This is a genomic window from Pseudomonas sp. A0308 (assembly GCF_044218815.1).
GTDB classification, from domain to species: Bacteria; Pseudomonadota; Gammaproteobacteria; order Pseudomonadales; family Pseudomonadaceae; genus Aquipseudomonas; species Aquipseudomonas iridis.
Genome location: NZ_CP162581.1, coordinates 982,039 through 1,007,065 on the forward strand (window position 1 = coordinate 982,039; position 25,027 = coordinate 1,007,065).

The window sequence follows — 25,027 nt, forward strand, 5'->3', positions numbered from 1 at the left end:
TGGGAGCGAGCCTGCTCGCGCAGAGGCCATTTGTCACAATGGAAAACTTCAGGCCTTGGTGGCAACCAGGGTGAAACACATCGGCAACTGCGCTTGCTGGTTCAGGTATTGGTCGTACAACTCTTCCCGATTCGAATGCGCATATTCCTTGAAGTGCGCAATGTTCAGCCCTGCCCCGATGGCTCCGCTGAAGATCGCGCCGAGGTTGTGCACGAACCAGTAGGATTTCGCCGCCTGCTGTTCGACCTTGCCGACATAGACGATCGGCTCTTCCTGCACGAACGGCTCTGCGCGGAAGTACGAAGTCGCGAGGCGATACGGGTCTTCGCCGTCAGGGTCGACCATTTCCAGAAACGGATGGGTTTCGTAGATCACCAGTTGTCCGCCCGGTTTCAGAACCTGCGCGACGTGGCGGAAAAATTCGCCAATGTCGGGCATCCAGTTCAGTACGCCGATGGTGATCAGCGCGACGTCGAAGCGGTTGTGCAAAGACGTCGGCAAATGATGGATATCGCTTTCGATGAATTCAGCACTGTGCGGTGAACGCTTGTTCAGCTCACGCGCCTGTTCGAGGAACGCCGCCGATTGATCGACACCGACCACACTGCGCGCACCAAGGGCGAACAGCGACAGGCTTTCGCGGCCGTTGTTGCAGCCCAGTTGAATCACGTCTTTACCGTCGACCGCCAGCAATCCGCTCAAAGTCTCATCAAGACAGGAGAAGTCCGCCTGAGCGACTTCGCTGAGCAGCGCCTGCCAGTCAGGCGAATCCTGATGGTGACGGGCGGAATCGTTCCACGCCTGACGATTGCTTTCGATGGCGGTTTTATTGTTTGGCACTTCCATGGCGCACTCCGGACGATGCTCGTGATTGAGCGGATCCGAGTCTAAATCAGCCCGCCAGTTGCGGTTGTTGCAAACTTGTAAGCCAACGCTGTAGGACCTGCCGCAGGGCAGCTATAGTTAATAGCCTTGGGGAAAACCGCACTCGCAGGTGCCGCCATGCAAATGTTCGAACGGCTGTTGTTGACCGGTTGTCTGCTCGCCGCCACACAGGCGCACGCGCTGGATAGCAATTTTATCTACTACGGGCCGAACCAGCCCTTCGCCCACCCCGCTCCGCCGTCGTTGTCCGCACAGCCGCCACGGCCGTTTGATGACACCGCGCCGCAGGATTTCGTGGTCATCCCGGATCGCCACGTGTTTCGCGATTCACAACTGCCGACCGTGGCGGATGCGACGGTGCGGGTGTTTGTCCGCACGTACGATGCCGAGCGTGGGATTTATGTGAATGATGAGGTGCTGGATCCGACGTGCCTGTTGGCTTGCCTCGCCCCACCGAATCAACACTAAACCCTGTGGGAGCCGGGCTTGCCCGCGATGACGGAGTGTCAGTCGCCATATCAGTTGACTGACAGGACGCCTTCGCGGGCAAGCCCGCTCCCACAGGGTTTTGTGGTGCCCAAAGCTCACCGGTTACCACTGGCGTTTGTCCGGTCGGGCAAGGCCGAGTTTTTCAATGCGATAACGCAGCATATCGCGGCTCAGGCCCAGCAAGCGGGCGGACTTGGTGACGTTCCAGTCGGTCTTGTCGAGCATTTTGCGCACCATGTCGCGCTCGACTTCCGGCAGGTTCATCGACTCCATGTTGCTGGCCGGACGCGGCTCGTAATGCGGCGCCGGTTCGTAATGCTGATGCTGATGCTGCGGCGGCAACTCGTCGCACAGGCTCATACAGACATTCAACTGATGCGCGGCGATGGTGTCGTTCGGCGCCAGCAGCACGGTTTGCTCAAGCATGTTGCGCAACTCGCGCACGTTGCCCGGCCAGGTGTAACTGAGCAGCAATTCTTCGGCCTGATCACTGAAATGCAGATGCGGTTTGCCATAGCGCTTGCCATGGCTGGCGAGGAAGTGCCGGGCAAGCAGCAGGATGTCTTCGCCACGAGTGTGCAGGCGCGGGACCTTGATCGAAATGATCCGCAACCGGAAGAACAGATCCCGCCGGAATTTACCCTGCTGCACCATTTGCTCAAGGTTGCAGTTGGTCGCGCTGATCACCCGCAAATTGACCTTGCGCTCCTTCACCGAACCCACACGGCGAATGGTGCGATCTTCCAGCAGCTTCAAGAGCTTGGCCTGCAACAGCAGGTCCATTTCGCCGACTTCATCGAGAAACAGCGTGCCGCCGTCCGCCGCTTCCACCAGACCGACCCGCCGATCCTTGGCGTCGGTGAACGCGCCTTTTTCATGACCGAATAACTCGGACTCCACCAGATTCGACGGAATTGACGCGCAGTTGAATTCAATAAACGGGCCTTTGCTGCGCGGGCCGTCGAAATGCAATGCACGGGCCACCAATTCTTTGCCGGTGCCGGTTTCGCCTTCAACCAGTACCGGCGGCAGATCGGTGTTGGCCATGCGACGTTCGGCGTCGAGCAACTGCCCGATGGTGTTCTTCAGGTACTGCATCGGCGCTGATTCGCCGATCAACGCCTGCACCCCGGATTTCTGCGCCTCGCGCTCCTGATAAAACGACAGCGTGCGCTCCATTCGCTCTGTGGCCAGGGCCTTGTCGAGGAGCAATTTGAGTTCAGGCAATGCGACCGGTTTGGTGACGTAATGAAAGGCGCCCTCCTTCATCGCCACCACGGCATCTTCGACGTTGCCGTAGCCGGTCATCATGATCACTTTGAGATCCGGCGCGCTGATGCGCAGCTTCTGGATCAGGTCGTGTCCACTCATGCCCGGCAGCGAGTTGTCGGTCAGCACGATGTCGGGCATAAAGGTTTCCAGTTGCCCCAGCGCGTCTTCGGCCGAATGGCAGACAGTCACCTCGAAGTCTTTGCGCTCCAGGTAGGTCTGAATATTGTCGGCCAGCAATTCGTCATCCTCGACCAGCAGAATGCTGTGTTCCATATTCCCCTCCCGATGCCACTTTAAAGTTGAGACTGACGCGGGTTCCCTCCTGCTCGCGGCTGGTCAAGACGACCGAACCCTGAAAACGCTCCATGATTCTTCTGACCAATGCAAGACCCACGCCGAGTCCGCCCTGCTTAGTGGTAAAAAACGGTTTGAACACCAACAGTTGCTGTTGCGCGCTCATGCCTTTGCCAGTGTCGCTCAGGGTCATGCGCACCTGATGGGGCTGGGGCGTTTCGATCTCGACCGTTAACACTCCGCCCTTGGGCATCGCCTCAAGGGCGTTGGCAAACAGGCTGTTGAGAATTTGCGTGAGCAGCACCTGCTGACTGACGATGGGCGGGCAATCTTGCGGGGTGAATCGCACGACAACCCCGTTGCGTCGAATCAGCGCCTCAAACGCGCCGAGGGTGTCTTCGACCGTCGCGAGCAAGTCCACCGCTTCACCGTCGTCACTCATCGGCCGTAACGACACCAGCAACTCGCGCACCCAGCGTGACATGCGATCCACCTGGCTGATGATGTCGCCGATATTGCGCTGGGCGCCGTCGCTGGCGATTTCCTGAGCGAGTTCGGCGCTGGAGCGAATGGTCGCCAACGGGTTACGCAAACTGTGCGCCACCGCCGAGGACATTTCCCCCAGCGCGACAAAGGTTTCGTTGCTGATCAGTTGCTGCTGCTGGCTTTGCAGCAACGTTGCGGTGCGGCGGACGATCCAGAACAGCGCGAGATAAATCGCTGCGCCGCCGAGCAGCGTCGCCACCCAGATCGAGGCGAATCCACGGTCGATCCGGTCGACAAGATCCGACGGCTCCTTGTAGATCTCGACCATGGCGACGACTTTGCTTTGGTCGGCATTGAACATCGGGATGTAGTTCTCGATAAACAGGTATTTCGGCTCGCGCGACAGCCGCTGCTCAGGCTTCTCGTCGTCGATCTTGTGGTAGCTGGAGGCTACCGGGACTTTCATTTCGAACGACTCGTCCAGCTCTTCATCGTCTTCAATCCTGACGTTGATCAGCTCCGGGTTGGTTGACCAGATGATCGTGCGATCGAGCGCATAAACGGTGGCCAGCAGAACGTCGGGCAAATGTTCGACATGATCGAGAAACTCAATGCGCGCCGCAGCGTGCACCCCCGGATTGACGTCGGGATAACTGTTGTCTTCGCGTGGGTCGAGCATTTCGCCCATGGTGCGGTTCGGATTGATTTTGGCGTGGCGCATCTCGGCTTCGCCGATGGCCTGGACGAATTGCGCGGTGAGCAGCGCATCACGCTCAACGCTTTCGGTGACCACAAAACGCGTGGAGATATAGCCCAACCCCAACGCTACGGCCGCGATGATCAGAAAACTGCCAAGCGAAAACCAGCGCAGCAAATTGAACTGCCCGCGCCAGCCTCTGCTGGCCTCTGCCGTTGCGCTCGGAGTCGATATTTTTTGTGATTCCAGTCGCTGCATGGACGTGCCCTGGAGTGCATGTATCAAATAGGTTGCGGCCGCCGGTACGTGTGAGTGTAGGTGGCAATGACCGCAACACACGGTTCAATGATGCTAATTTGCCGCTATTGCATACGGCTCACCGTTGCGCCTGAGGAACCTGGCTTTACAGGCGTTGACACACCGTCGGCGATCGGATGAACGGTGGAGTGCTGACGCTCGGTTTCGTCATCCAGATAATCAATGATCGACTGCGCCGACAGCTCGTCCAGGCGCAGGTTAGGCATCGAAATACGCTGGTATTGTTCGAACAGTTGCAGGGCTATCGGGTCTTTCTCCGCCAGCATCCGATCCGGTTCGCGGATCCAGCGATTGAGCCAGACCGGGTCACGCTGACGGGTCACGCCGAGCAGATCCGGGCCGATATTGCGCATGCCGATGCCCTCGCCATCCTGTGGGCCGAGGCTATGACAGGAAGCGCAGCGGGTGCGGAACAGTTCTTCGCCGCTGCTCGGCGGGCGGATTTGTGGCGCATCGGCGTAACTTTGTTCGACGCTGGCCTGCTTCCAGTTCTGCAAGGTGTTGGCCAGTTGATCGGCGAGAATCCACGGGTTTTCAAAAGGCGAGGCTTTCATCCAGCGCCCGGTGGTCTGGTTGCCGACGATCAGACTCAGGTTGTGATCCTTGGCACGGCCGTTGTCGACGCCGTCGATGAACAGCCCGAGTTTTTTGCGCAATTGGGTGACATCGGTGAACTCGCCGGTGAGAAACTTCCAGCCAGGCCCGACCTTGAATCGTTGAGCGTAGGCCTTGAGCACTTCGGGCGTATCGCTGAGCGGGTCGATGCTGATCGAGTAAAAGAAGATGTCCTGTCCGACCCGCTCTCCCAGCAGTTGCTGCACCTGGCGCAAACGTGCGGTTTCCAGTGGGCAGGAGTCGCTGCACGAGGTGAAGATAAAATTGATCACCACCACTTTGTCTTTGATCAGGTCATCGAAAAAATGCACCTGCTGACCGTCCTGATCGGTCAGCAGGGTATTGGGGAAATAGTCGCCACCCCATGGGGTGGCGGATTCGCTGGTCGCTGCCATTGCGTCGACGCTGGCCTGATGCGCGAGCAGCACGCGGCTGCCGAGCACGCAGGCCACCAGCACCAGCACCAGCACCAGGTGCATGCCCAGCGCCCGGGAGCGCGGGGTATGCACCGGTTGGCTGTCACCGTGCCGGCGGTTCATGGCTTGACCACCACTTGCGGGCCGAAGCCGTCGCCAGTGCGGAAGGTCGGCAGCGCGGCGGAGTTGACGTAGCGCACGCCATCCCAGCTCGGCAGTGGGGTCGGCATCAGTTGCAGTTGACCGGGTTTTTCCAGGTCCCAACGCAGCAGCATCGAGTTGTCCTCGTGTTGCGTGTTGTGACAGTGCTCCATGTACGTCCCGGCAAATTCGCGGAAGTTGATCGCCATCTCCACGCTGTCCAGCCCGTCGTTTTCCGAACCGATGCGATAGACGTCCTTGCGTGCCCATTTTTCCCATTCCGGCGGGGCTTTACCGCCCCGACTGAGGATGATCCCCTCCTCGAAATGCACGTGCACCGGATGGCTCCACCCCTTGCCGCCAGCCTTGATGTTCCACACCTCGAGGGTGCCGAACCCGGCTACACCGGCATCGGTCGGGCCGCTGGCCAGTTTGGTCGAGGCGTTGAGTCGGCGCGGGTCCATGTGGAAGCCGAAACCGCCATCGGTCTTGACCGTCCACGGCGCCAGATCGGTGCCATCGGTACGGCCGAACGTGAAGGTGCGGTGACGGGCATTGGCCAGCAGCGCCTTGTCGGCCGCGTTGTCGCGGTGGATCTTCAGCGGGATCATCACCATGCCTTCGGCCTTGCCCGGTTTGGCCGGTTCGTAAGCTGCCGGGTCCATGGCCAGATCCTGACCAGTGAACGCCTTGACGTTGAACTGCAAGACTTTGCCCACCGCCGGATCGCCTTTGTCCCACTGCGGGCCTTTGCTGGTCTGCTTGATCACTGCCAGATATTTCTCGGAGAGCACGTCGGCCAGCGGGACCACTTCTTTGGGACCTTTGCCGTCGTCGTGCGCCTGCAGGTTGACGAAGAACAGCTTGTCGCCGGGCTTGATACCGTTTTTGCCGAAGTTGACGATGATGTCGAAGCGCTCGGCGATGCCCTGGGTCGGCAGAATCGCGTTGTGGTTCTGTTTGTCGCCATCGGCGTCCAGATCCATCGAGCCGTCGAACGGCACGCTGTGCTCCATGATGTTGCCGTCGTTGGCGATCATGTGAAACGGCACGCGGCTATAGGAAACACCGGTGTTTTTCGGCCCTGGGTATTCGCCGCTGGTGCCCTTGATTTCGCGCACCAGCGCGAGTTTGAAGTAGCGCGACACCGAGCCGTTGAGGATGCGCAGGCGATAGCTGCGCGCACGCACGTCGAGGGCCGGTTTCCACTGCCAGTTGACCAGCATCTGATCACCGATGAAGCCGTCAGTGTTGAACGGGTTGAACCACAACTGACCTTGCTGATCCCAGGCCTTGTCGGCGAACACCAGGTTGACGTCGTAGTCGCGGTTGCCCCACGGCAAGGCGCTGCCGCTGGGCAGGCGCAGGTTGACCCCATCGTTCACCGATTCGTTGCCGCGATCGAGCGCGCTGTAGTAGTTCATCATCGCCGCGTTGCCCTTGTAGACGTTCTGCGCGGTGAAATCGAGCATGTGATCGTGGAACCAGTGGGTGCTCATGGTTTCGCGCCAGTCACCACGGATCTTGATGGTGCCGTGGTCGCAGGTCTTTTTCCCTGGTTGCAGGTCGTTGACCCACAGGGTTTCGCCCGGTGCGCAGGGGAACGCTGCGCGCGGGTCTTCAGCCTTGGTGTTGATGCTGTCGTAACCGGCGAGCTGGATCGGCCAGCGATAGTCGTAGAACTGGCCGGGAAAGAAAAACGCGTTGGCATAGCCGTCGCTTTCCGCTGGTGCATGGCCGTTGTGTTCGTGGGTGCTGATGGTGTGCAGACCAAAACCACGGTTCGCCGAAGGGTCGATCGGCAAGCCGTTGTAGTGACGCATCAGCACCGGTTGGCCGTAACGCACCATCAACAGTTTGGGCGGCAGCGTGCCGTCGAACGTCCAGACCGAGTTGTGGTTTTGCGCGGGCATGGCCGGGTGGAAACGCGGGTCGACGCCTTTGGCGGTGCCATCGGTCAGCGCTACGCCGGCGACGTTGTGATACAGGCCACCGGGGCCGAATTCGCCCACGGCGTAACCGTGCATTTGTCGACTGTCACGCAGGCCGCCGTTGAGGCGCGCACCGGTCTGCACGGTTTTGTAGGCGACTTGCGGGTAGAACTCGTTCCAGCGCTGGTGGGACCAGCCTTTGCCCGGTGGCCGGCCTTCGGCGGACGAACCGATATGGCGGTTGAGGAATACTTCGATCTGCGCCTGCCACGGATTGCGGTCGATCACGTTGGCGAACTGGCTGGGAAACGGTGTCAGCCCCGGTTGGCGCAAGAACGCGTCGAGTGCGATGCCGGGTGGCGCACTGCGCGCGATGTTGTTCGGATCCTGCGCCGGTGCCGGGCCAATCGCTGCCGGCGGAAAGCCGAGCGGCGCAGCCGGGGTGGTCGGATCGAGTTTTTCCGGGCCGAACTCTTCGAACAACACCAGTTGCTGAGTAAACGGCTGCGCACCGTAAAGCGGGCTCGGCTTGCCGTTGGTGGGGTAGTTGAAACTGGTTTGCACGGTGGGCGGCAGGATGTTTTCCGCGCGCGGCGTGTCCCGTGAACCTTTGACGCCGTCGGGCAGATCGAAGGAGTCTTCGTTGGCCTCGGGCAGGGTCAGCAGATTGTTGAGGGCGCCGGCGCGGTCTTCAGGCTCGTCATAATAAGACGAAGGGTCGGAAGGCTCGGGCTGGTTTTCGTCATCAATCTGACTCGCTCCAAGTCCACCGACATGGCCCAGGGTCAACATCAGGAAGACGCTCAACGGCGTCAGCAGGAACAGCTTGTCGGGGTAGCGCGTCGTTCTGTCCATCACCAGCCGCCTCATTCGGGAAGGGGTGATGGTGTTTTGCAACTACTGCGCCAATAAATTATTTCCAGTTGTAACAGGCATTTGGAAGCGCTGGGGTATTCCCCACTCCCCGGCGACTGGGGCTTGACACCCATTGATGGGGGAAGTTCATAAATTATTGCGGCGTCTATAAACCTGTGCAGCCGCTGCCGAACACGGCCCGAGCCTTAGGCAGCCCCTCTACGGGAAAGTTGTCGTCAGGGGACGCGTTGAAAGGCCAGACGCACGGAGGTGCCCTCGCCTTCGCGGCTGTCGAGGGTCACACCACCGCCATAGCGCTCCATGATCCGTTTGACCAGCACCAGGCCAACGCCGAGCCCGCCCTGTTTGGTAGTGAAAAACGGCCGGAAGGCCATGGTCCGTTGCTCTTCGCTCATGCCTTTGCCCGTGTCGCTGAGCACCACGCTGACGCTGCGGTTGTCGACCGGCTCAAGGCTGATGGTCAGCGTGCCGCCCTTGTCCATCGCTTCCAGGGCATTGGCCAGCAGGCTATTGAGGATCTGCGTCAGTTGCACCGGCTGGCTGAGGACCATCGGCGTGTTCTGCGGACGAAACGCCACCTGTACCTGGTTTTTGGCAATCTGTTGCTCGAAGGTGACCAGACTTTCATGCACGGCCGCCACCAGGTTTACCGGCTCCGGATCATCGTTGAGCGGCCGCAGGGATTGCAGCAGCTCCCTCACCCATTTCGACATGCGGTCAACCTGGCCGATGATGTCCTTGATGTTTTTCTCCGCCGGCCCGGCATCGAACTCCAGCGCCAGCTCGGCACTCGAGCGGATGGTCGCCAAGGGGTTTCGCAGACTGTGCGCCACTGCCGAGGACATCTCGCCCAGCGCAACAAATGTTTCGTTGGCAATCAGTTGCTTTTGCTGCGCCGCCAACAATATCGCCGCGCGCCGCACAATCCAGTACAAGCCCAGGTAAATCAGTCCGCCGCCAAGGGCCGTGGCCAGCCAGATCAGGACCATGCCGCGCTCCATGCGCGCGATCAGGTCTTTGGGTTCCTTGTAGATCTCGACCATCGCCGTGACGTTCTTGCCTTCGGCGTCGAACAACGGGATGTAGTTCTCGATGAAGATGTATTGCGGCGGCACGACGAATTTCTGCTCGGCGCGGTCCTCTTCGACGCCGTGATAGCTGGCCGACACCGGAATCTTTTGATTGAAGGCCCGATCGAGGTCTTCGTCGGCGTGAATGCTGGTGCCGATCAGCTCGGGGTTGGTTGACCAGATCACTCGCCGGTCGAGCGAGTAGATATTGGCGAGGATCACGTCAGGCAAATGCTTGATGTGATCAAGAAACTCGCCTCGCGCATCAGCCCGCGCTTGCGGGTTGACGTCGGGAAAATCCTTGTCCTGTAGCGGATCAAGCAGCTCGCCCATGGTCCGCACATTGGGAATCGAAACGTGGCGTACCTCGGCCGAAGCGATGGCCTGAATGAACTGCGCCGTGAGCAACGCATCGCGCTGCACGCTTTCCTCAATCACAAATCGTGTCGACACCGCACCGAGCGCCACCGCGACCGTGCCGATCACCGCCATGCTGATCAACGAAAACCAGCGCAACAGATTGAACGGCTTCGTTCGCGGGCCTGGCCGCAGGCTGCTCTCATCGACTGGAAGTGATTTCGACTGCATGTTCATGGCGCGACTTCCCGAAACTTCCCTATAGGGTTATAGCCCACGGTTGGGTGTTTGCCCGAATGCGGGGCCACGCGCCTGCTTGCGCTGATGGCCCAAACACCACAAGGCCCTGTGGGAGCTGGCTTGCCAGCGATGGCGGTGCGTATGGCGACATATTCGGGGCTGGAAGTCCGCTATCGCTGGCAAGCCAGGCTCCCACAGGGTTTGCATTCGGCTGGCCTTCGGCATTGATCCCCACCGGCCCCAATGCTGGGGACTGACGCCCTATACAGCCCGGTCCCCTGCCAGGCTTCCAAGCGCCATAACCCTCCTAAACCGGGCCTTTCAAGCCCATTCGCCAGACCTTGGCATGGAAGGTGTACAGGCCCTCTGCAACTGACCCACCCCCAAGGGGCAGGTACTTTGATAGAGGGCTTAACTCATGCACCCTTTACTGTCCAAAACCGCGACCGTCCTGGTCGTGAGCGCCTTGGCTCAGGGCATCGCCCAGGCCGCGTTGTTTGCTGTTGACCCCGGCCCCTACACCCCGGCCAACGGTGGTTTCGCCAGCTGGTATCAGGACTCCCACGGTCGCACGCTCGATTTGTGCCTGTCCAAAGCGCTTAGCTCGCGAGTGCCCAGCGCACCTGGCGCGCCTTCGTACATGTGCTCGCTGCTGCCGACCCCCGGTGTGTTCGACGACGCGCAGCCAATCGTTTTCCCCACCAACTTCCCCGATGAAGCGTTCTGGTTCACTGGCGAAACTGCACTGGTCGATGCGGCACGCGGGATCGACCTCGGTTACGTGAGCGCCATCGAAGCCGCGTTTGCCGCCGAAGAGCCGGTCGAAGGCGATCAGGTCAGCTTCGCGCGCGTGCGCATTCGGGTCGATGTGCCGACCGCCGGCACCTACGTGATCACCCACCCCTACGGCGTCGAAGTGTTCAACATCGACACACCCGGCCGGCGCGCGATCAACATGACCCGCGACATCGGCATCGGCACCCCTCAAACCTACGACGGCGCCCTCAAGGGTGACATCGGGCCGTTCCTGCGCAGCGTCAACGGGCCGTACACCGAGACCAATCCGCTGACCGGCGCCGCCGAACAATTCATTGGCGACCCGAACCTCAGCGAGCCGGTCACCGGCAGTCCGTTCAACACCAACTACGTACGGATCGAAGGCCCTAACGGTCTGGATTTGCGCACGACCACGTTTGCGGTCTCCGGCAAGTTGTCGACCGTCGTGCGACCAACGCCAATGATCACGCAGCGCAGCACCTACTCGCGCAAGGCCGGTGAAAGCACGCCTGAGGCCCAGCAAGACGTGTTCGTCCTCGCGCCGCCTGCGCCCGGCACCGCAGCAATCACCAGCAGCACCCCAGTGCTGAACATGACCGAAGCCAACAGCACCGGCAGTTGGTACGCGCAGTCCTCGGTCAACCCGACCTTGCCGACCACGTTGCAAGTGACCGCCGACAACCATCTGGCGATCGCCAGCAGCACGCCGACCACCCTGCCGATGGTCCTGACCGATCTGGTGATTATCCAGAGCGCCCAGTACAGCCTGAGCTCCGGGCAACTGACCGTGGTGGCCTCGACCAGTGACGAAACCTCGCCCCCCGTACTCACCGCCTCCTCCGGCAGTGGCGCCGCCATCGGTGCGCTGGGCGGCGACGGCGCGGTGAAAACCCTGGCCACCGGGATCTCGCCGATACCACCAGCCAAGGTTTTGGTGACGTCGTCCAACGGCGGCAGCGATACCGAAGAAGTGGTCATCGTGCAATGAACGCTCACATGCCCAGATCCGTATCAGGAGGCATCATGAACAAGTGGCCACGCTTCGCGCTCAACGCGCTCGGGCTGACTCTCTCGCTGACCGGCAGTGCCTACGCGCAACTCGCCGCCGTCGATCCCGGCCCCTACACCTTCGCCACCGGGAAATTCCCGATGTGGTATCAGGACAACAATCAACTGTCGATGGAACTCTGTCAGTCGCGCGCCGCCAGTTCGAGGGTGCCGGCCAGCGTGCCACCGGCCTACATGTGCATTCTGCTGGCCGAGGCGGGCATCTACGACGACGCCCAGCCGATGATTTTCCCTGACAACTGGCCGCCGGAAGCTTTCTGGTTCCTGGCGGAAACGACGATCCCGCAGATCGGCAACAGCGGCTATGAGCTGGAAGCGTACGTGGCCGGGATAGAAGCGGCGTTTGCCTCGGAGAATCCGATTGACGGTGATCAGGCAAGCTTCGCGCGGATCCGCATTCGGGTCTCGGTGCCCAGCGCCGGTACCTACACCATCACCCACCCGTATGGCGTGGAAACGGTCAACGTCACCACACCCGGTCGACGTGCGATCAACATCACCCGTGACATCGGCATTGGTGCGCCGGGCAACTTCAGCGGTGCACTCACCGGCGCGATCGGGCCGTTCCTGCGCAGCGTCAACGGCCCTTACACCGAGGTCAACCCGGACACCGGCGCCACCGAAACCTACGTCGGCGACCCGAACCTCAATGAAGCGGTGACCGGCAGCCCGTTCAACACCAACTTCGTGCGCATCACCGGGCCGGCCGGGACCATCCAGTCCAGTGTGTTCAGCCTGTCTGGCAAGGTGCTCGACAACCGCCAGCAAACCCAGGTCGAAATCGACCGCGCCACCTATCGCCGCACCGCCGCTGGCGTGCGTGCCGAAGTATTCGCCAAAGCGGATAACAGTTCGACCCTGTGTTTTCGCGAAAGCGTTGCGCTGCTGCCCGGCCCACCGCAGACACCGTGCCAGACCGATATGCTGGGCGACAACAATGGACTGTTCTTCGGCCAACGTCTGGGCAGCGGGACTGTGCCGCCAGTCATCGTCGTGACCGCGACCAACCCGACCGGCACCACACGTCCAACCGCCGTATCGGCCAAGCTCACCGACGTGGTGAAAATACAGACCGCGCGCTACAACTGGGCCAACCACAGCCTGCTGATCGAAGCCACTTCGACCGATGAAGTCGCAGTGCCAGACATGGTTGCCCAGGGTTACGGACGCCTGTCGAAAACCGGCACCCTGCAACGGATCACCGTCGCCGACCTGACTCAGCCACCGGCTACCGTGACGGTAAAATCCGCCGCCGGCGGCAGCGATAGCGAGGCGGTTGTTGTCGTCGGCACCGCGCCGGACACCGGTGAAAACCAGGCGCCGATCACCAACGCCGACACCGGCAGCACCACCTTCGGTGTACCGATTACCCTCAGCCTGTTGACCAACGACAGCGATCCTGACGGCGACACTCCACTGGGTATCACCGCGTTGACCCAACCCGCCGCAGGCCAAGGCACCGTCGCCCTCAGCGGTTCTGCGGCCGTGGTCTACACCCCGCCAGCCGTGGTGAACGTGCCACTGACCACAACCTTCACCTACAAAGCGCAGGACGCCAAAGGCCTGGCTTCGGCCAACCCGGCGACCGTGACGATTACCGTCGCGCCAAACCGGGCACCAACCGCCGTCGCCGACAGCGTCGCCACACTGGGCGTAGCGATCCCGATCAACGTGCTGGCCAACGACACCGATCCGGAGGGCAACGTACCGCTTGCGGTCAACAGCCTGACCCAACCGGCTGTCGGCCGCGGCACGGTCAACACCGACGGCACGGTGATCAACTACACCCCACCGGCCACCGTGACCACAGCATTCACCACGACGTTCACCTACATCGCCCGGGACAGCTTCGGCGCCCTGTCGACCCCGGCGGCCGTCACCGTGCAAGTGTCGCCACGACCAGCGACAGAGACCTTCGCGGTCACCGCATCGACGGTGCAGGCGCGGTCCGGCGGTCGCTTCAACTGGGACTTCACGGGCACCTCATCGGTTACCACCGGCAACACCATCACCGTGCAGGTCACCACCCCGACCGGGCTGGTAACGCTGGGCACGACCACGGTACCGGTGACCGGACGCTGGCGGCTGACGCTGGCCAACACGTTGATAGTGCCATCGGCTAACCCGACGGCGACCATCCGTTCATCCCAGGGCACCGTGCGCACGGTCTCGGTGAACACGCTCTAGCTCCGTTAATACCGGCATGCGCCCCACCCACTTTCGGGTGGGTGGGGCAAAAGCTCGGCCACATCCACACAGGACAACGCCATGAACACGCCGACCGCCGCCCTGCTTTGCCTGCTCGCCTTGTGCGCCAGTGCGGGTGTACGCGCCGACGATCTAATGGAGAACGATGACCTCGCGCCCACCAGCATCGACCTCGGCGAACTGCCACCCCCCGTGGGCCAGCAAGCCCTGATCGAGCAGATCGGCCAGGCCAACGTCGCCCTGCTGCAACAGAACGGTCAGTCGCTGCTCGGGCGGATCGTGCAATCGGGCAGCAATCAGGAGGCGTACATCCTGCAACAAGGCAGCGACCTGATGGCTTTGATCACTCAGAACGGTTACGGCAATGCCGCCTCAATCACGCAAAACGGCAACCACAACCGCGCGCAGATTTCGCAAAACGGCAACAACAACGACGCCAGCATCGAGCAGGCGGGCGCGGGGCTGCAAAGCGCCGTGACCCAGTCAGGCAACGGCATGAGCGTCTCGGTCAAGCAATACCGCTAAAGCACTGCAACCCTTTGGAGATTCCATCATGTTCAAATTGACGCCCCTCACCGCCGCGATCCTGGTCATGATCAGTGCCCAGGCCATGGCCGACGACAGCCTCTCCACTCAAAACCAGTCCGGTACCGCCAACATCGCCGATGTGAAGCAGACCGGCGCCCCGTTCAGCAGCGCTACCCAGACCCAACTCGGTCAGGGCAACGACGCTGCTGCCGTGCAAGACACCGCCACCAGTGTCATCACTCAGGACGCGGCCGGTGACTACAACGCCGGTTACGCCGAGCAACTGTTCGAAAACAACAGTGTGATCACCCAGCAACAGGTCGGCGCGTTCAACACCAGCCACGCCAGCCAGTCGCTCGGCTTCGGCGCCGGCAACCAGGCGCTGCAACAGCAGCAAGGCACCGGCAACTTCTCGTTCGTCTATCAGGACTCGCAGAACGGCAGCGAAGGCAAAACCTTGCAGTTCGGCGACAGCAACGAAGCCAACATCGAACAACTCTATGAAGGCAGTGGCAACAGTTCGGTGATCACCCAATACGGCACAGCCAACTACGGCACCGCCGAGCAGGTCCTCCACAACGGCGGGCAGATCGGCATCAACCAGGCCGGCGAAAGTAACTACGTCTACGCCGACCAGCGCAACGGCACTGGCGACAACATCACCGTCAACCAGTTGGGCAACATGAACGGCAGCGAAGTCTGGCAAGACTCGCAACTGGCCAGCCAAGCCACCATCAACCAATCCGGCGACAGCAACGAAACCGTGGTCGACCAAAGCTTCGGCGAAAACAACAACGCCGCCGTCACCCAGATCGGCAACACCAACGCGATCTATGCCGACCAGTTCGAGTCAGTCAACTCGACCCTGGCGCTGTATCAAGTCGGCAACGGCAACGTGCACTTCACCTACCAGAACGGCGACAGCCACGTGCTCAATGCCACCTCCGTGGGCAACGACAACAAGGTCTACGCCAGCAACTGGAAAGGCCCGCAATCCGGCGGCCAATTCGGCAGCAACCAGCGCGCCACCGTCACCCAGGCCGGCACTGGCAACATCGCCAACTTCACCCAGGATGGCGTCGGCCAGATCATGACCACCAGCCAGACCGGCACTGGCAACAAAACCACGGTCAAACAGGCTGATTCCTATAACGAGCTGTATTTTGATCAGAACGGCAGCGACAACATCCTGATTTCCGATCAGCGCGGCACCACCAACCTGATCCAGGGCTCGTCGAACGGCACTGGCAACAGTGCAGAATTCGATCAGTCCGGGACCGGCAACCAGGCGTACACCGCGCAGCTGTATGGCAGCGACAACATGATCACGGTCAAACAGGCTGACACCATGAACGTGGCGTATGTAACGCAAGGCGGGATGGGCAACATTGCCAATGTCGATCAGAGTGGCGTAACGCAAACGGCGAATATTCAGCAGTTTGGGTCGGCTAACCAGGCGAGTGTGTTGCAGCAGTAGGGGTTGGGTGTTGATGGGCCGCGATTCTCTGGTGAAGGGGGTCGCGGTTTTTTTTGCGCTGACGTTTGAGTTGCGTCCTACGGAAAACGGAACGTTCTCAGAAATTCGGGGAGTTTTCTGACAAGTTCTGGCGGTTGGCCGTCGGAAGTGCAGGCTCTAGGATTTGCCGGGACAACTTGATCCTCATGGAGCTTGGCCTACATGCAATTCATCCAGACAGCGACGACAGCGATACCATTAACGAATAGACTTCGAGGTACCAAACCCGGAGGTTCTATGATCGACCCGCCCTTGATCGACCCACTGTGCCCGGTTGTTTCGGATCTTGATCCCGAGGAGCAGGCTGCGAGTTATGACCGTTGGTTTCGGGCCGAAGTACAGGCCTCTCTCGATGATCCGCGTCCGAGTATTCCCCATGAGCAAGTGATGGAGGAAATGAATACCTTGATGGAATCAATGCGCAAAAGCGCTGATGCAGATTAAGTGGCGACCCAAGGCCCGGGTCGAACTCTCGAAAATCCTGAAGTACATTGGCGAGCGAAATTTTGTAGCGGCGACTGCACTTCACAAGTCCGTCGTAAAAACTACGTCTGCGCTTTGTTGGCATCCACACCTGTATCGCAAAGGCCGCTCTCCCGGCACTCGAGAGATTGTGGTAAGCCCGAACTATCTCGTCGTTTATCAAGTGGCGGAGCAAATTGAGATTGTGAGCACCTTGCATGCGCGTCAGGAGTACCCTCGACGCGACCCCGGTTAAGATCGCATCCTCGTCTCAACACAAGAAACCTTGCTTCCCGTGGAGGTACGGTTTTTTGATCGTTCCCACGCTCTGCGTGGGAATGCCTCTCGGGACGCTCCGCGTTCCAAATTGCGAATTTGACGCAGAGCCTCAGGAGCTGCATTCCCAAGTGGAGCGTGGGAACGATCTAATTAGCCATCCTTCAACTCGACGTGATCCAGCGCTTGATTCACCGCCAGCTCACCCAGCATCACGACTTGTGCGATACCGAGGGCCGTTTTTCGGTGTGAAGCAGGCAGCGAGGCGGCGAAGTTGTTGAGCATTTCACTGGCCGAGCCGAGGGTTTCGCTGGCGTTGGCCAGTAGAGACTCGGTGTTGTACCTGGGGTTGGCGAGGTACATGGGTTCCGGCTCGTTGGCGCTGGACATGATGTGGGCGGTGGGATTGAGGTAGAAATCGAGGGCACGGTCGGCGGCTTCATGGAGTTTTTTGCTGTCGACTGAGGCGTAGGGGGAAGTGGTGTCGGGGGTGGCTTCGGATTCTGGCGGGTTGGGTGTTGGTTTTTTCATGGTGAATCTCCGATCCTGAAGTGGAGCTGGCCCATCCGGTTTCCGAACGAATAGGTGGCAGCTGTACGCAGGCTGGAAACCCGGGGAACGGAGAACCCGGTTGACCCGAAGGTCTCCCGCGCACAGCCGCCATAACGGAGTGCACACAATAAAGGTGCGCAAGCATACGTCATGAAAAGCGCTAATGCGCTCGGTTCACGTCGGGGTTTCCAATCCCGGTCGCTGATTTGGCAGCGACGAACACAGGCTAGAGACCGTACGTCCGACGGACAACCTGAAAACATTGTGGGAAGCTTCCGCGAATTCGAAACACCGTTAAACATCCAGAATTGAAATACGCAAAGGCAGGAGCTGCCGCAGGCTGCGATCTTTTGATTTTTCAAAAGCAAGATCAAAAGATCGCAGCCTGCGGCAGCTCCTACAGGGATGCGTACAACCCAAAGAAATTGGTCGGCTGTCCGGCCGCCATCGCTGGCAAGCCAGCTCCCACAGAAAAACAAAAACAGAACGCACACCGCTACCGCTCCTCACCACTCAACAGGATGAGCGTTAGCTCGGCTGCAGCTTTTGATCTTGATCCACCGGCCCCGTCGGCAGGCTGAGTGGAGGGATTTATCCGGGGGTGGGAGCGCAGCGACCGTTTGGCGAAGCCAAACACATCGAGAGGAGGTGCAGCGAAGCAAACCGGAGACGATGCGCCCGGATGGATCCCGGAACGAAGGAACCCCGAGCCCCAGCGAGCGGGCCGAACGTTGGGGCAAGCGTTTTTTTGCTTACTTTTTTTAGGCGTTTGTAAAAAAAGTGAGTCGCCGTAAGGGCGAAACCCTAGGCAGCCGTTGCCGCAGGAATGGATATGTACTCAGTCAGAAAGAACCCCACCACCTGACAAAAAGCCTTCGCGAGCAGGCTCGCTCCCACAGTTGGAACTGGGTACATCTGCCAGAGATTGGTCGGCTGTAAGGCCGCCATCGCTGGCAAGCCAGCTCCCACAGGTTTTGGGGACATTGCCCCGCCAACCTCTGCAAGAACCTGGTCGGCCCGAAGGCCGCCACGTTCACTCAGCCTCCGGATCAACCTTGTTCTGACTCAAATACCGATTCAAAACATCATCCTGCGAAGGCGAAGAACTATCCCCCGCCACCTGCCACAACCGCCGCTCAATCCCCTGGGCCACCATATGCCCCACCGCCGCCTCAATCGCCGACAACACACAAAGCTGCGCCGGCTCGTTAGTCGTGTAACCCACCTCAGCCTCAAGCAACTTCTTGAACTCGATAAACTTGAACACCCCGGCACTGCGCGCCACCGAATAAATCGTCTTGCTGGTCATCACATTCGACAACACCTGCCCGCTACGCACATCCACCGCGCGCAGATTCACGGTCACCTGATCCACCCGATACTCCCGGGAAATATCGATCCCCAGATACCGCGCCCCTTCCCCACCGCTACGCACGTTCGTGTCATAAGCGATGATCCCGCCCTCAAGCATCATGTTCGCCGCCTGCAACGGTGGCAGCTCACCCTGAATATTCACCGGGGTATTGGGCTTCTTCTGCGACGCGCGAATGATCTTGCGTTCAGTCAGCAGGTTCTGCAGCCCCTCACGCTCCAGCACCACAAACCAGCCACTGGCCTGCATCGCGTCCATCAACATCGACGCCGCCCCCTGAGTCACGCTGGTGGAAAAAGAACTGGCAGGCGTCGGCTTGTACTGCCCGGTCTGATCACGGAAACCGTACACCACCGCCATCAAGCGACCCTTGGGCCGCGGCATCTTCAGCAAGTCATAGTAGGTTGACGCCCGTGGTGTCAGGGTCGGGGTTTCGGTGTCCTGCTCGGCCGACATCGGCTCGCGCAGACTGCACCCTTGCAATGTCGCCAACATCAGCCCTAGCGCGATTATTTTTTTCATGTCCAGCACTCCCCGGAACCGTCATCCCGTCATGGGTTGAGGCCGTTCACCTGAATTTCCGAAATTTCACCGGTCACTCGATCGGTCACTTCAATGCTCAGTGCCCCGGAGTCGTCGATGACGTTGACGATAAAAGAGTCAGTGGACAGGCTCCCCGTGTTGCCGGTGGAGATGTTGTCCAGCAACTGCCCTAGCAGTCGCGATTGCAATTGACTGGTGAAGCGCTCCAGCGCCGAAGTGCCGGCCACGCTCGAACGGCTCTTGAGGTCCGGATCGTCGTAATCGTTTTGTGCCTGGGCGTTGTTGAGCAGCCAGGTGCCGTTGAGCGGGTTGCCGCCGAACGACGGATTGACCGGCGTGTAGACAAGCTCGGTGGCCTGGGCGGCGACAACGCTGGCAAGGCCGACCAACAACCCCGAGATCCAGAATCCGCTGCGCCGTGAGAACGTTGTGGTTTTCATAATTCGTCCTTCTCAAGGTCGGTGGTGTCCTGCAACAGTGCCTCCAGCTTGCGCTGGACAACCTGGCGTCGAACCCAGTCGGCGGCCGCATAGGCCTCCTCCTTCAGTTCCACGGTGTTCGGTGGCAGGAAGCGCCGATACACCAGGCGTTGCTGATATTCCACGGTCACCAGGCTGCCCCAGCGCGCGTCGGGGCGCTCGCGCACCACCAGGTTGAAATCCATCGGGCTGGTGTCGCGCAGGCGTTCACTGAACGAGTAATAAAAGTCGTGGCCGATGTGCGAGATCGTGTCGTCGACGATGAAGCCCATCAATTCGTCTTCTTCACTACCCTGGGCGCAGCACGCCACCACGCCGAGGGCCAGCGCGCACCACCATTGACGAGTCATGGCTGCAACGCCTGCGGCAGGCTCGACTGCCCTTTGGCCGGGCCACTGGTGCCGTCGAGGAAGGCTTTTTCAGCGACGAACTGCCAGTCCGAATAACGCTGCATGCCTTCGAAATCCGACCACTGCGTGGGGAAGCCCGATTGCTTCATCGGCACCTCTGTCGAAGGGCTGTTGAGACCGGTGATGCGCCCGTCAAAACCGCGTTGCAATGCCCATTCGCCCTGGCCGATCGGATCCGGATAGAGCTGACGCAGGTGATGCCTGGCCTCGGGAAAACGCTGATCGTCGAGCAGGTCAGCAAGCTCTTTCGGGTACTGCGCCAGCCCCGGCGAACTGCGGTAGTAGCTGCGCAGCGCCTGGGCGTACTGGGTGCCGACCCAGAGCAATTGCTTCTCGCGATCGCGGCGCGAAGCGGTCGACCACAATTCGCCGGCACTGGCCAGGCCCATGCCCATCACGACGATCAGAAACAGCACGCCCAGGTAGGTGAAACCGCCCTGCTGCGCGTTATTACCACTCGGAATACTGGCTGCCATCACGCGCCCTCCCGGTAGCACCGCTCTTGATGTCGGCCACGCCGCCCGCCACACCGTCCGGTGGCGCGATCAGCACCCACTGGTCTTTGCGTTCGGTGATCGGATCCAGTGGTGCGTTGCGCAGGTAACGTTGTTCGATCAACTGCTCGATGGAGTCGGGATAGCGACCGGTGTCGCCATAGAAGTGATCCAGCGCTTCGCGCATCGCCGACAGGCTTTGGCGCAGCGTGGTTTCCTTCGACGCTTCAAGGCTGTTGAAGTAGCGCGGCAGCGCAATGGTCATCAGCGTGGCGATAATCGCCATCACCACCATCAGCTCCAGCAAGGTAAAACCTTTTTCGCGGCGCATGAGGTTCACCACTCGCGGTAGGCGATGCCGTTGAGGCCCTTGCCGCGGGCGTGGGAATAGACGTCGAAAACGTCCTCGCCATCGCGCGGATTTTGAGCCGAACTGTTGTAGGCACGTATGCCCCAACCCCCTTCGTCATCACGTTTGGCCGGCACCAGCGGATCACGCGGGATACGGCGCAGAAAGTAGAACTTGGCGCCTTTGGCACTGCGCACATCGCGCACGCCTTCGACCAGTACTTTCAGGTTCGGCGGGTAGCCGCTGCTGTTCAGCGACTTCTCGATGTAACCGGCATCGAATGCGCGTTTGTAGGCGTCGATACCGTCGCGAATCTGATACAGCGCGGTGCGCAATTCCTGCTCCTTGCCACGCCGCACCAGGGTCTCGGTCAGCGGTGCGGCCATGCTCGCCAGCAAGCCAATCAGGGCCAGCGTCACCACGACTTCGATCAGGGTGAAACCGCGCTGGGAGGCGTTCATGATCAAGGCTTCTCGACGGTGACACGGGTGGTGGCCACGGCCGACTCACCGACTGCACGCGGCTGCCCGGCAGGCGACGGCATCACGTAGCTCTGCGAACGATCCGGCGCCTGAATGTGCATGCTGGTTTCGGTGCCGGTGGAGAACTCCATGTCCGACGGGCTCTGGTATGGCAGGTTGCGCACGATCCGTGGGGTGATCGACAGCACCAGTTCCGACTTGCCGACGGTGTCCTTGTTGCTGCCGAACAAACGGCCCAGACCCGGAATATCACCCAGACCCGGAATTTTGTTGCCGGTCGCGCCGTGGTCGTTGCGCATCAGCCCCGCGAGGATCTGTGTTTCGCCGTCGTGCAGGCGCAGCGTGGTTTGCGCGTTGCGGGTATCGACCTGCACCGGAATCGTGCCCTGGCGGGTCGGTTCCAACGGCGTGGCGTTACTCACTTCGAGGGCAATTTTGATCGCCACTTCGTTATTCAGGTGCACGGTTGGCTGTACTTCAAGCTTGAGACCGACATCCAGATAAGTGACGCTTTCGGTGATCACCGGGCCCTGAGTCGAGGGTACCGAGGTGGCGCTGATGATCGGCACGCGCTGACCGATGTGGATACGCGCCTGCTCACGGTTGCTGACGCGGATCACCGGGCTTGCCAGGGTATTGATGTCGTTGTCCTGCGCGTTGATCTTGGCTTGCGGCGATGGCGAGATGCTGATGCGGCTGGAGTTGATGCCCTTGAGCTGATCGAGCAGGGTCACCGCCGAGCCGTCGCTGTTGACCACACCGAAAGTGTTGGGCCATTGCAGGCCAAGGTCGAGAATGCGCTGGGTGGCGACTTCCATCACCTCCACTTCGAGCACCACTTCGGGGTTGGACTGGTCTTGTGATTGCAGAAGCTTTTCGGCCATGCGCACGGCATCTTCGCTATCGCGCATGGTCAGGGTGTTGAGGCGTTCGTCGATGAACACGTCGCGGGTCTTGAGCATGGTCTTGACCATGTTCAGTGCGGTGTTGGCATCAATGCTGGTCAGGTAGAAGGTGCGCATTACCAGTTCCTGGTAATCCTTCACTTTCTGCGGCGAGTCCGGGTAGATCAGCAAGGTATTTTCGTTGACCACTTTCTGGTGCAACTGGTTTTGTTGCAGCAGCAGCGTCACCGCGTCTTCGATGCGCACGTCACGCACGAAGATCGTGGCTTTCATGTCGGGACGCAGGTCTTTGTCGAAGATGAAATTCAGCCCCGCGACCTGCGACAGCACTTCGAAAATGGTCTTGAGGTTGGCGTCGCGAAACTCCAGGGTCACCGGCCGGTCGAGCTTGGTGCGCAGTTGCGGATAGGCAATCACGTTGCGGCTCTGCACCAGACGAATGTTGCCTTGCAGCTCCAGCGCGCCGTCGTTTTTCGGGTCGAGTTCGAGGATCTGTTTGACCTGGCGGTCGGCGCCGTAGATGTCGCCGCGACGCAGGTCACCCCGGGCCAGTTCGAGCTTCTCGTCCATGCTGCGCAGGTACTCGAGCTGACGCAGCGCATCCTGGGCGCGGCGGTTGTTCGGCTCGATGGTCAGCACGCGGCTGTAAGCCGTGCGGGCCGAAACGAAATCGCGGCGTGAGCGGTCGGTGTCGCCCGAGGTCAGCAGTGCGGTGATTGCCTTGGCTCGGCCGCTGTTGAGCAGCAGGTGCAGTTCGGTATCCCGAGGGTTCTCGCGCAAGCCTTCCTCGACCCGCGCCAGACCCGCTTCGTACTGCCCCTGTTCAATCAGATCGGCGGCTTCCTTGTTGGCCACTTGCGCGGAGCTGCACGCGGTCAGCCCCGCACACAGGCCAAGGCTCATCAGCAAACGGGATCGGTTCATTGCGTACTCCCCACAGACAAGGTCTGCGACAAATGCAAAGGCAGGTAGACCAGACTCAGTTCCAGATCGGAAATACCGGTGATCTTCCAGGTGTCGTCGATCACATCCCCGTTGCGCACGACGTAGATTTTTTCGCCGTTCTGCAAAAACACCTGCAGGTCGCTGCGGTCATGCAGCTTGCCAACGAACTGAAACGGCACCGGTGGCAGGCTCGGGGCTTGCACCACGGGTGTAAGGTTGACGGCTGTTTCGGTGACCGTGGCCAGGGTTGGCGCGGCCTTCCACGATTTCCCGGCGAACAGATCGCCCGCAGGGGTCAGGTCCTTGATGGCCGCTGTTTTGGCCTTTGTGGTGCTGGCCGGCAAGGCGCCACGGGCGGCGGTTTTCGCTGGGGTGGCCACGGCAACATCAGTCGAATCCGCGTCGTCGCTCGGCGAAAAATATTCCGGCAACCAGGCCAGCGCGGCCGTCACGCCGAAGAACGCCACCCAACCCGTCACGCGCTTGGTATTCATCACGACCTCGACAGATAAAGGGTCATACGGATCCGGCCGTTGAGGTCGGTGTCGCCAATCTTCTTGCGTTGAAACTCGACGTCTTCCACCACCACCGCCGGCAACTGGCCGAGCAAGGCATGCAGGAAGCGGCGCAATTGCGGGTAACTGCCGCGCACCGGCAAGAGGATCTGATAGCGCGCCAGATGGGTTTTCGGATCGATGCCGAGGGCGTACTCACCGCGCGCCAGGGTGATGTGTTCTTGCGCCGCAAGGGCGTAGATGCGGTCGATGGCCACGGTGGCCTGGGGCTGCGCCGGCAGTTTGTTGCGAAAATCATCGAGTTGGCGTTGCGGCACCACCGGCGGCGCGATGCTGCCGTCCTCGACCTTGGCCAGGTAGGCACTGGCTTCCTGCGTCTGTTGGCTGAGGTGCTGCAACGATTGCCAGCCCGGCAGCAAGCCGCCCAGTGCCCAGGCCAATGCGATCAATACCAGCGCCAGCCCGGCCAGGCCCGGCAGGCCGAGGCCTTGCAGATACTCGTGAACGATCAGTCTAGGGATTCGCATCGCCAATCTCCCAAGTCGCCGACAGGTTGAACTGCACCGGTTGTTCCGGCGATTTGACGACGATTTCATGGCTGAGCAACGACACGTCGGACAGCTCGTCACTGGCCTCCAGGCGCTTATGGAAATCCAGCATCGCCGGCAGATCACGCGCTTCAGCGCTGATCCGCACTTGCCCCTTGCGTGCATCCGGGGTCAGGGTCAGCAAGGCAATGTCGTCGCGCGGCATGCTTTCGAGCATCGCAAACAGACGCTCCCAAGGGCGGCGCAACTGCTGCGAGACCTTGCGCATTTCAGCGAGATTCTGTGCTTGCTCGCGGGTTTCAGCCGGGCTGAGACTGGTCTTGGCGACGCTGTCACCGGTGAGCTGGCGCTGGGTGGTTTGCAGGTGCCCCTGCTGCTGTTCGGCTTGTGCATCGAGATGCTGTTGCACGCCCAGACACAGCAGCGCCAACAACACACCGCCGCCGAGCAGGCTCCAGCCCAACGGGCCGGAACGTGGGCGTGGCTGAAAGTCGAGATTCAGGGCGCGCAT

At 60.6% G+C, this 25,027-nt stretch carries 25 protein-coding genes; 8 read left to right on the top strand and 17 right to left on the bottom strand.

Annotated features, from left to right (window positions below):
- Positions 1-48: 48 nt before the first annotated feature.
- Positions 49-846: a class I SAM-dependent methyltransferase gene (locus AB4P92_RS04545; RefSeq protein WP_047300548.1), complete on the bottom strand. Its 798-nt coding sequence runs from the start codon at positions 844-846 to the stop codon at positions 49-51.
- A 156-nt stretch (positions 847-1,002) separates the two neighbouring features.
- Between AB4P92_RS04545 and AB4P92_RS04550 the strand changes: the two genes are divergently transcribed.
- Entirely contained in the window at positions 1,003-1,353 is a 351-nt protein-coding gene (locus AB4P92_RS04550) for a hypothetical protein (RefSeq protein WP_042559780.1), read from the top strand.
- A gap of 123 nt (positions 1,354-1,476) precedes the next feature.
- On the opposite strand, the gene AB4P92_RS04555 is transcribed toward AB4P92_RS04550, so the two are convergent.
- From AB4P92_RS04555 to AB4P92_RS04575, 5 genes are all read right to left on the bottom strand, one after another.
- Complete coding sequence (locus AB4P92_RS04555; RefSeq protein ID WP_395598974.1) at positions 1,477-2,919, bottom strand: sigma-54-dependent transcriptional regulator; 1,443 nt, start codon at positions 2,917-2,919, stop codon at positions 1,477-1,479.
- A complete protein-coding gene (locus AB4P92_RS04560) occupies positions 2,888-4,381 on the bottom strand; it encodes a sensor histidine kinase (RefSeq protein ID WP_395598975.1) in 1,494 nt (497 codons plus the stop codon). Before AB4P92_RS04560 ends, AB4P92_RS04555 begins: the two co-directional genes overlap by 32 nt.
- 104 nt (positions 4,382-4,485) lie before the next feature.
- A complete protein-coding gene (locus tag AB4P92_RS04565) occupies positions 4,486-5,595 on the bottom strand; it encodes an SCO family protein (protein ID WP_395598976.1) in 1,110 nt (369 codons plus the stop codon).
- On the bottom strand, positions 5,592-8,399 hold the full coding sequence (locus tag AB4P92_RS04570) for a multicopper oxidase domain-containing protein (protein WP_395598977.1): 2,808 nt from the start codon (positions 8,397-8,399) through the stop codon (positions 5,592-5,594). The genes AB4P92_RS04565 and AB4P92_RS04570 overlap by 4 nt, the downstream gene beginning before the upstream one ends.
- A 236-nt stretch (positions 8,400-8,635) precedes the next feature.
- Positions 8,636-10,084 (bottom strand): sensor histidine kinase, encoded by a 1,449-nt coding sequence (locus AB4P92_RS04575; protein WP_395598978.1) that lies wholly within the window; start codon positions 10,082-10,084, stop codon positions 8,636-8,638.
- 421 nt (positions 10,085-10,505) lie between these two features.
- Here AB4P92_RS04575 and AB4P92_RS04580 point away from each other — a divergent pair, with 421 nt between their 5' ends.
- The 6 genes from AB4P92_RS04580 (at position 10,506) to AB4P92_RS04605 (ending at position 16,902) form a co-directional block, all read left to right on the top strand.
- A complete protein-coding gene (locus AB4P92_RS04580; protein ID WP_395598979.1) occupies positions 10,506-11,852 on the top strand; it encodes a hypothetical protein in 1,347 nt (448 codons plus the stop codon).
- A 35-nt stretch (positions 11,853-11,887) separates the two neighbouring features.
- A complete protein-coding gene (locus AB4P92_RS04585) occupies positions 11,888-14,119 on the top strand; it encodes an Ig-like domain-containing protein (RefSeq protein ID WP_395598980.1) in 2,232 nt (743 codons plus the stop codon).
- Positions 14,120-14,200: 81 nt separating this feature from the next.
- On the top strand, positions 14,201-14,665 hold the full coding sequence (locus tag AB4P92_RS04590) for a curlin (protein ID WP_042559788.1): 465 nt from the start codon (positions 14,201-14,203) through the stop codon (positions 14,663-14,665).
- 28 nt (positions 14,666-14,693) lie between these two features.
- Complete coding sequence (locus AB4P92_RS04595) at positions 14,694-16,145, top strand: curlin (protein ID WP_395598981.1); 1,452 nt, start codon at positions 14,694-14,696, stop codon at positions 16,143-16,145.
- Between the two features lie 276 nt (positions 16,146-16,421).
- Positions 16,422-16,628, top strand: a complete 207-nt coding sequence (locus AB4P92_RS04600; RefSeq protein WP_261737117.1) for an antitoxin — start codon at positions 16,422-16,424, stop codon at positions 16,626-16,628.
- Positions 16,618-16,902, top strand: coding sequence for a type II toxin-antitoxin system RelE/ParE family toxin (locus AB4P92_RS04605; RefSeq protein WP_261737116.1), 285 nt, complete (start codon positions 16,618-16,620; stop codon positions 16,900-16,902). Before AB4P92_RS04600 ends, AB4P92_RS04605 begins: the two co-directional genes overlap by 11 nt.
- Before the next feature lie 173 nt (positions 16,903-17,075).
- Here the strand turns inward: AB4P92_RS04605 and AB4P92_RS04610 are convergent, their stop codons facing one another.
- Complete coding sequence (locus AB4P92_RS04610; RefSeq protein ID WP_395598982.1) at positions 17,076-17,453, bottom strand: DUF6124 family protein; 378 nt, start codon at positions 17,451-17,453, stop codon at positions 17,076-17,078.
- A gap of 329 nt (positions 17,454-17,782) precedes the next feature.
- Between AB4P92_RS04610 and AB4P92_RS04615 the strand changes: the two genes are divergently transcribed.
- A complete protein-coding gene (locus tag AB4P92_RS04615; RefSeq protein ID WP_155401137.1) occupies positions 17,783-18,055 on the top strand; it encodes a hypothetical protein in 273 nt (90 codons plus the stop codon).
- Between the two features lie 452 nt (positions 18,056-18,507).
- Here AB4P92_RS04615 and AB4P92_RS04620 read toward each other — a convergent pair whose 3' ends face one another.
- Genes AB4P92_RS04620 through AB4P92_RS04665 form a run of 10 tightly spaced genes read right to left on the bottom strand, consistent with a single transcriptional unit; the run spans position 18,508 to position 25,027 of the window.
- Complete coding sequence (locus tag AB4P92_RS04620) at positions 18,508-19,368, bottom strand: CsgG/HfaB family protein (RefSeq protein ID WP_395598983.1); 861 nt, start codon at positions 19,366-19,368, stop codon at positions 18,508-18,510.
- A 29-nt stretch (positions 19,369-19,397) separates the two neighbouring features.
- Positions 19,398-19,829 carry a curli assembly protein CsgF gene (locus tag AB4P92_RS04625; protein WP_047300538.1) on the bottom strand — a complete coding sequence of 144 codons (432 nt, stop codon included), beginning with the start codon at positions 19,827-19,829 and terminating at the stop codon, positions 19,398-19,400.
- Complete coding sequence (gene csgE / locus AB4P92_RS04630; protein ID WP_047300537.1) at positions 19,826-20,218, bottom strand: curli production assembly/transport protein CsgE; 393 nt, start codon at positions 20,216-20,218, stop codon at positions 19,826-19,828. Before csgE ends, AB4P92_RS04625 begins: the two co-directional genes overlap by 4 nt.
- Positions 20,215-20,754 (bottom strand): type II secretion system protein, encoded by a 540-nt coding sequence (locus AB4P92_RS04635; protein WP_395598984.1) that lies wholly within the window; start codon positions 20,752-20,754, stop codon positions 20,215-20,217. Before AB4P92_RS04635 ends, csgE begins: the two co-directional genes overlap by 4 nt.
- Positions 20,729-21,103: a type II secretion system protein gene (locus AB4P92_RS04640; RefSeq protein WP_007919395.1), complete on the bottom strand. Its 375-nt coding sequence runs from the start codon at positions 21,101-21,103 to the stop codon at positions 20,729-20,731. The genes AB4P92_RS04635 and AB4P92_RS04640 overlap by 26 nt, the downstream gene beginning before the upstream one ends.
- Positions 21,104-21,108: 5 nt before the next feature.
- On the bottom strand, positions 21,109-21,582 hold the full coding sequence (locus AB4P92_RS04645; protein ID WP_042559797.1) for a type II secretion system protein: 474 nt from the start codon (positions 21,580-21,582) through the stop codon (positions 21,109-21,111).
- A 2-nt stretch (positions 21,583-21,584) separates the two neighbouring features.
- Entirely contained in the window at positions 21,585-23,432 is a 1,848-nt protein-coding gene (locus AB4P92_RS04650) for a secretin N-terminal domain-containing protein (RefSeq protein WP_232391801.1), read from the bottom strand.
- Positions 23,429-23,947: a hypothetical protein gene (locus AB4P92_RS04655; protein WP_115146746.1), complete on the bottom strand. Its 519-nt coding sequence runs from the start codon at positions 23,945-23,947 to the stop codon at positions 23,429-23,431. The genes AB4P92_RS04650 and AB4P92_RS04655 overlap by 4 nt, the downstream gene beginning before the upstream one ends.
- A complete protein-coding gene (locus AB4P92_RS04660; protein ID WP_042559800.1) occupies positions 23,947-24,495 on the bottom strand; it encodes a GspMb/PilO family protein in 549 nt (182 codons plus the stop codon). Before AB4P92_RS04660 ends, AB4P92_RS04655 begins: the two co-directional genes overlap by 1 nt.
- Positions 24,482-25,027 (bottom strand): PilN domain-containing protein, encoded by a 546-nt coding sequence (locus tag AB4P92_RS04665; protein WP_042559801.1) that lies wholly within the window; start codon positions 25,025-25,027, stop codon positions 24,482-24,484. The genes AB4P92_RS04660 and AB4P92_RS04665 overlap by 14 nt, the downstream gene beginning before the upstream one ends.

Coding starts and splice junctions, on each gene's coding strand:
- AB4P92_RS04545 (WP_047300548.1), bottom strand. CDS start 846: ATGGAAGTGCCAAACAATAAAACCGCCATCGAAAGCAATCGTCAGGCG.
- AB4P92_RS04550 (WP_042559780.1), top strand. CDS start 1,003: ATGCAAATGTTCGAACGGCTGTTGTTGACCGGTTGTCTGCTCGCCGCC.
- AB4P92_RS04555 (WP_395598974.1), bottom strand. CDS start 2,919: ATGGAACACAGCATTCTGCTGGTCGAGGATGACGAATTGCTGGCCGAC.
- AB4P92_RS04560 (WP_395598975.1), bottom strand. CDS start 4,381: ATGCAGCGACTGGAATCACAAAAAATATCGACTCCGAGCGCAACGGCA.
- AB4P92_RS04565 (WP_395598976.1), bottom strand. CDS start 5,595: ATGAACCGCCGGCACGGTGACAGCCAACCGGTGCATACCCCGCGCTCC.
- AB4P92_RS04570 (WP_395598977.1), bottom strand. CDS start 8,399: ATGGACAGAACGACGCGCTACCCCGACAAGCTGTTCCTGCTGACGCCG.
- AB4P92_RS04575 (WP_395598978.1), bottom strand. CDS start 10,084: ATGAACATGCAGTCGAAATCACTTCCAGTCGATGAGAGCAGCCTGCGG.
- AB4P92_RS04580 (WP_395598979.1), top strand. CDS start 10,506: ATGCACCCTTTACTGTCCAAAACCGCGACCGTCCTGGTCGTGAGCGCC.
- AB4P92_RS04585 (WP_395598980.1), top strand. CDS start 11,888: ATGAACAAGTGGCCACGCTTCGCGCTCAACGCGCTCGGGCTGACTCTC.
- AB4P92_RS04590 (WP_042559788.1), top strand. CDS start 14,201: ATGAACACGCCGACCGCCGCCCTGCTTTGCCTGCTCGCCTTGTGCGCC.
- AB4P92_RS04595 (WP_395598981.1), top strand. CDS start 14,694: ATGTTCAAATTGACGCCCCTCACCGCCGCGATCCTGGTCATGATCAGT.
- AB4P92_RS04600 (WP_261737117.1), top strand. CDS start 16,422: ATGATCGACCCGCCCTTGATCGACCCACTGTGCCCGGTTGTTTCGGAT.
- AB4P92_RS04605 (WP_261737116.1), top strand. CDS start 16,618: ATGCAGATTAAGTGGCGACCCAAGGCCCGGGTCGAACTCTCGAAAATC.
- AB4P92_RS04610 (WP_395598982.1), bottom strand. CDS start 17,453: ATGAAAAAACCAACACCCAACCCGCCAGAATCCGAAGCCACCCCCGAC.
- AB4P92_RS04620 (WP_395598983.1), bottom strand. CDS start 19,368: ATGAAAAAAATAATCGCGCTAGGGCTGATGTTGGCGACATTGCAAGGG.
- AB4P92_RS04625 (WP_047300538.1), bottom strand. CDS start 19,829: ATGAAAACCACAACGTTCTCACGGCGCAGCGGATTCTGGATCTCGGGG.
- csgE (WP_047300537.1), bottom strand. CDS start 20,218: ATGACTCGTCAATGGTGGTGCGCGCTGGCCCTCGGCGTGGTGGCGTGC.
- AB4P92_RS04635 (WP_395598984.1), bottom strand. CDS start 20,754: ATGGCAGCCAGTATTCCGAGTGGTAATAACGCGCAGCAGGGCGGTTTC.
- AB4P92_RS04640 (WP_007919395.1), bottom strand. CDS start 21,103: ATGCGCCGCGAAAAAGGTTTTACCTTGCTGGAGCTGATGGTGGTGATG.
- AB4P92_RS04645 (WP_042559797.1), bottom strand. CDS start 21,582: ATGAACGCCTCCCAGCGCGGTTTCACCCTGATCGAAGTCGTGGTGACG.
- AB4P92_RS04650 (WP_232391801.1), bottom strand. CDS start 23,432: ATGAACCGATCCCGTTTGCTGATGAGCCTTGGCCTGTGTGCGGGGCTG.
- AB4P92_RS04655 (WP_115146746.1), bottom strand. CDS start 23,947: ATGAATACCAAGCGCGTGACGGGTTGGGTGGCGTTCTTCGGCGTGACG.
- AB4P92_RS04660 (WP_042559800.1), bottom strand. CDS start 24,495: ATGCGAATCCCTAGACTGATCGTTCACGAGTATCTGCAAGGCCTCGGC.
- AB4P92_RS04665 (WP_042559801.1), bottom strand. CDS start 25,027: ATGCGCGCCCTGAATCTCGACTTTCAGCCACGCCCACGTTCCGGCCCG.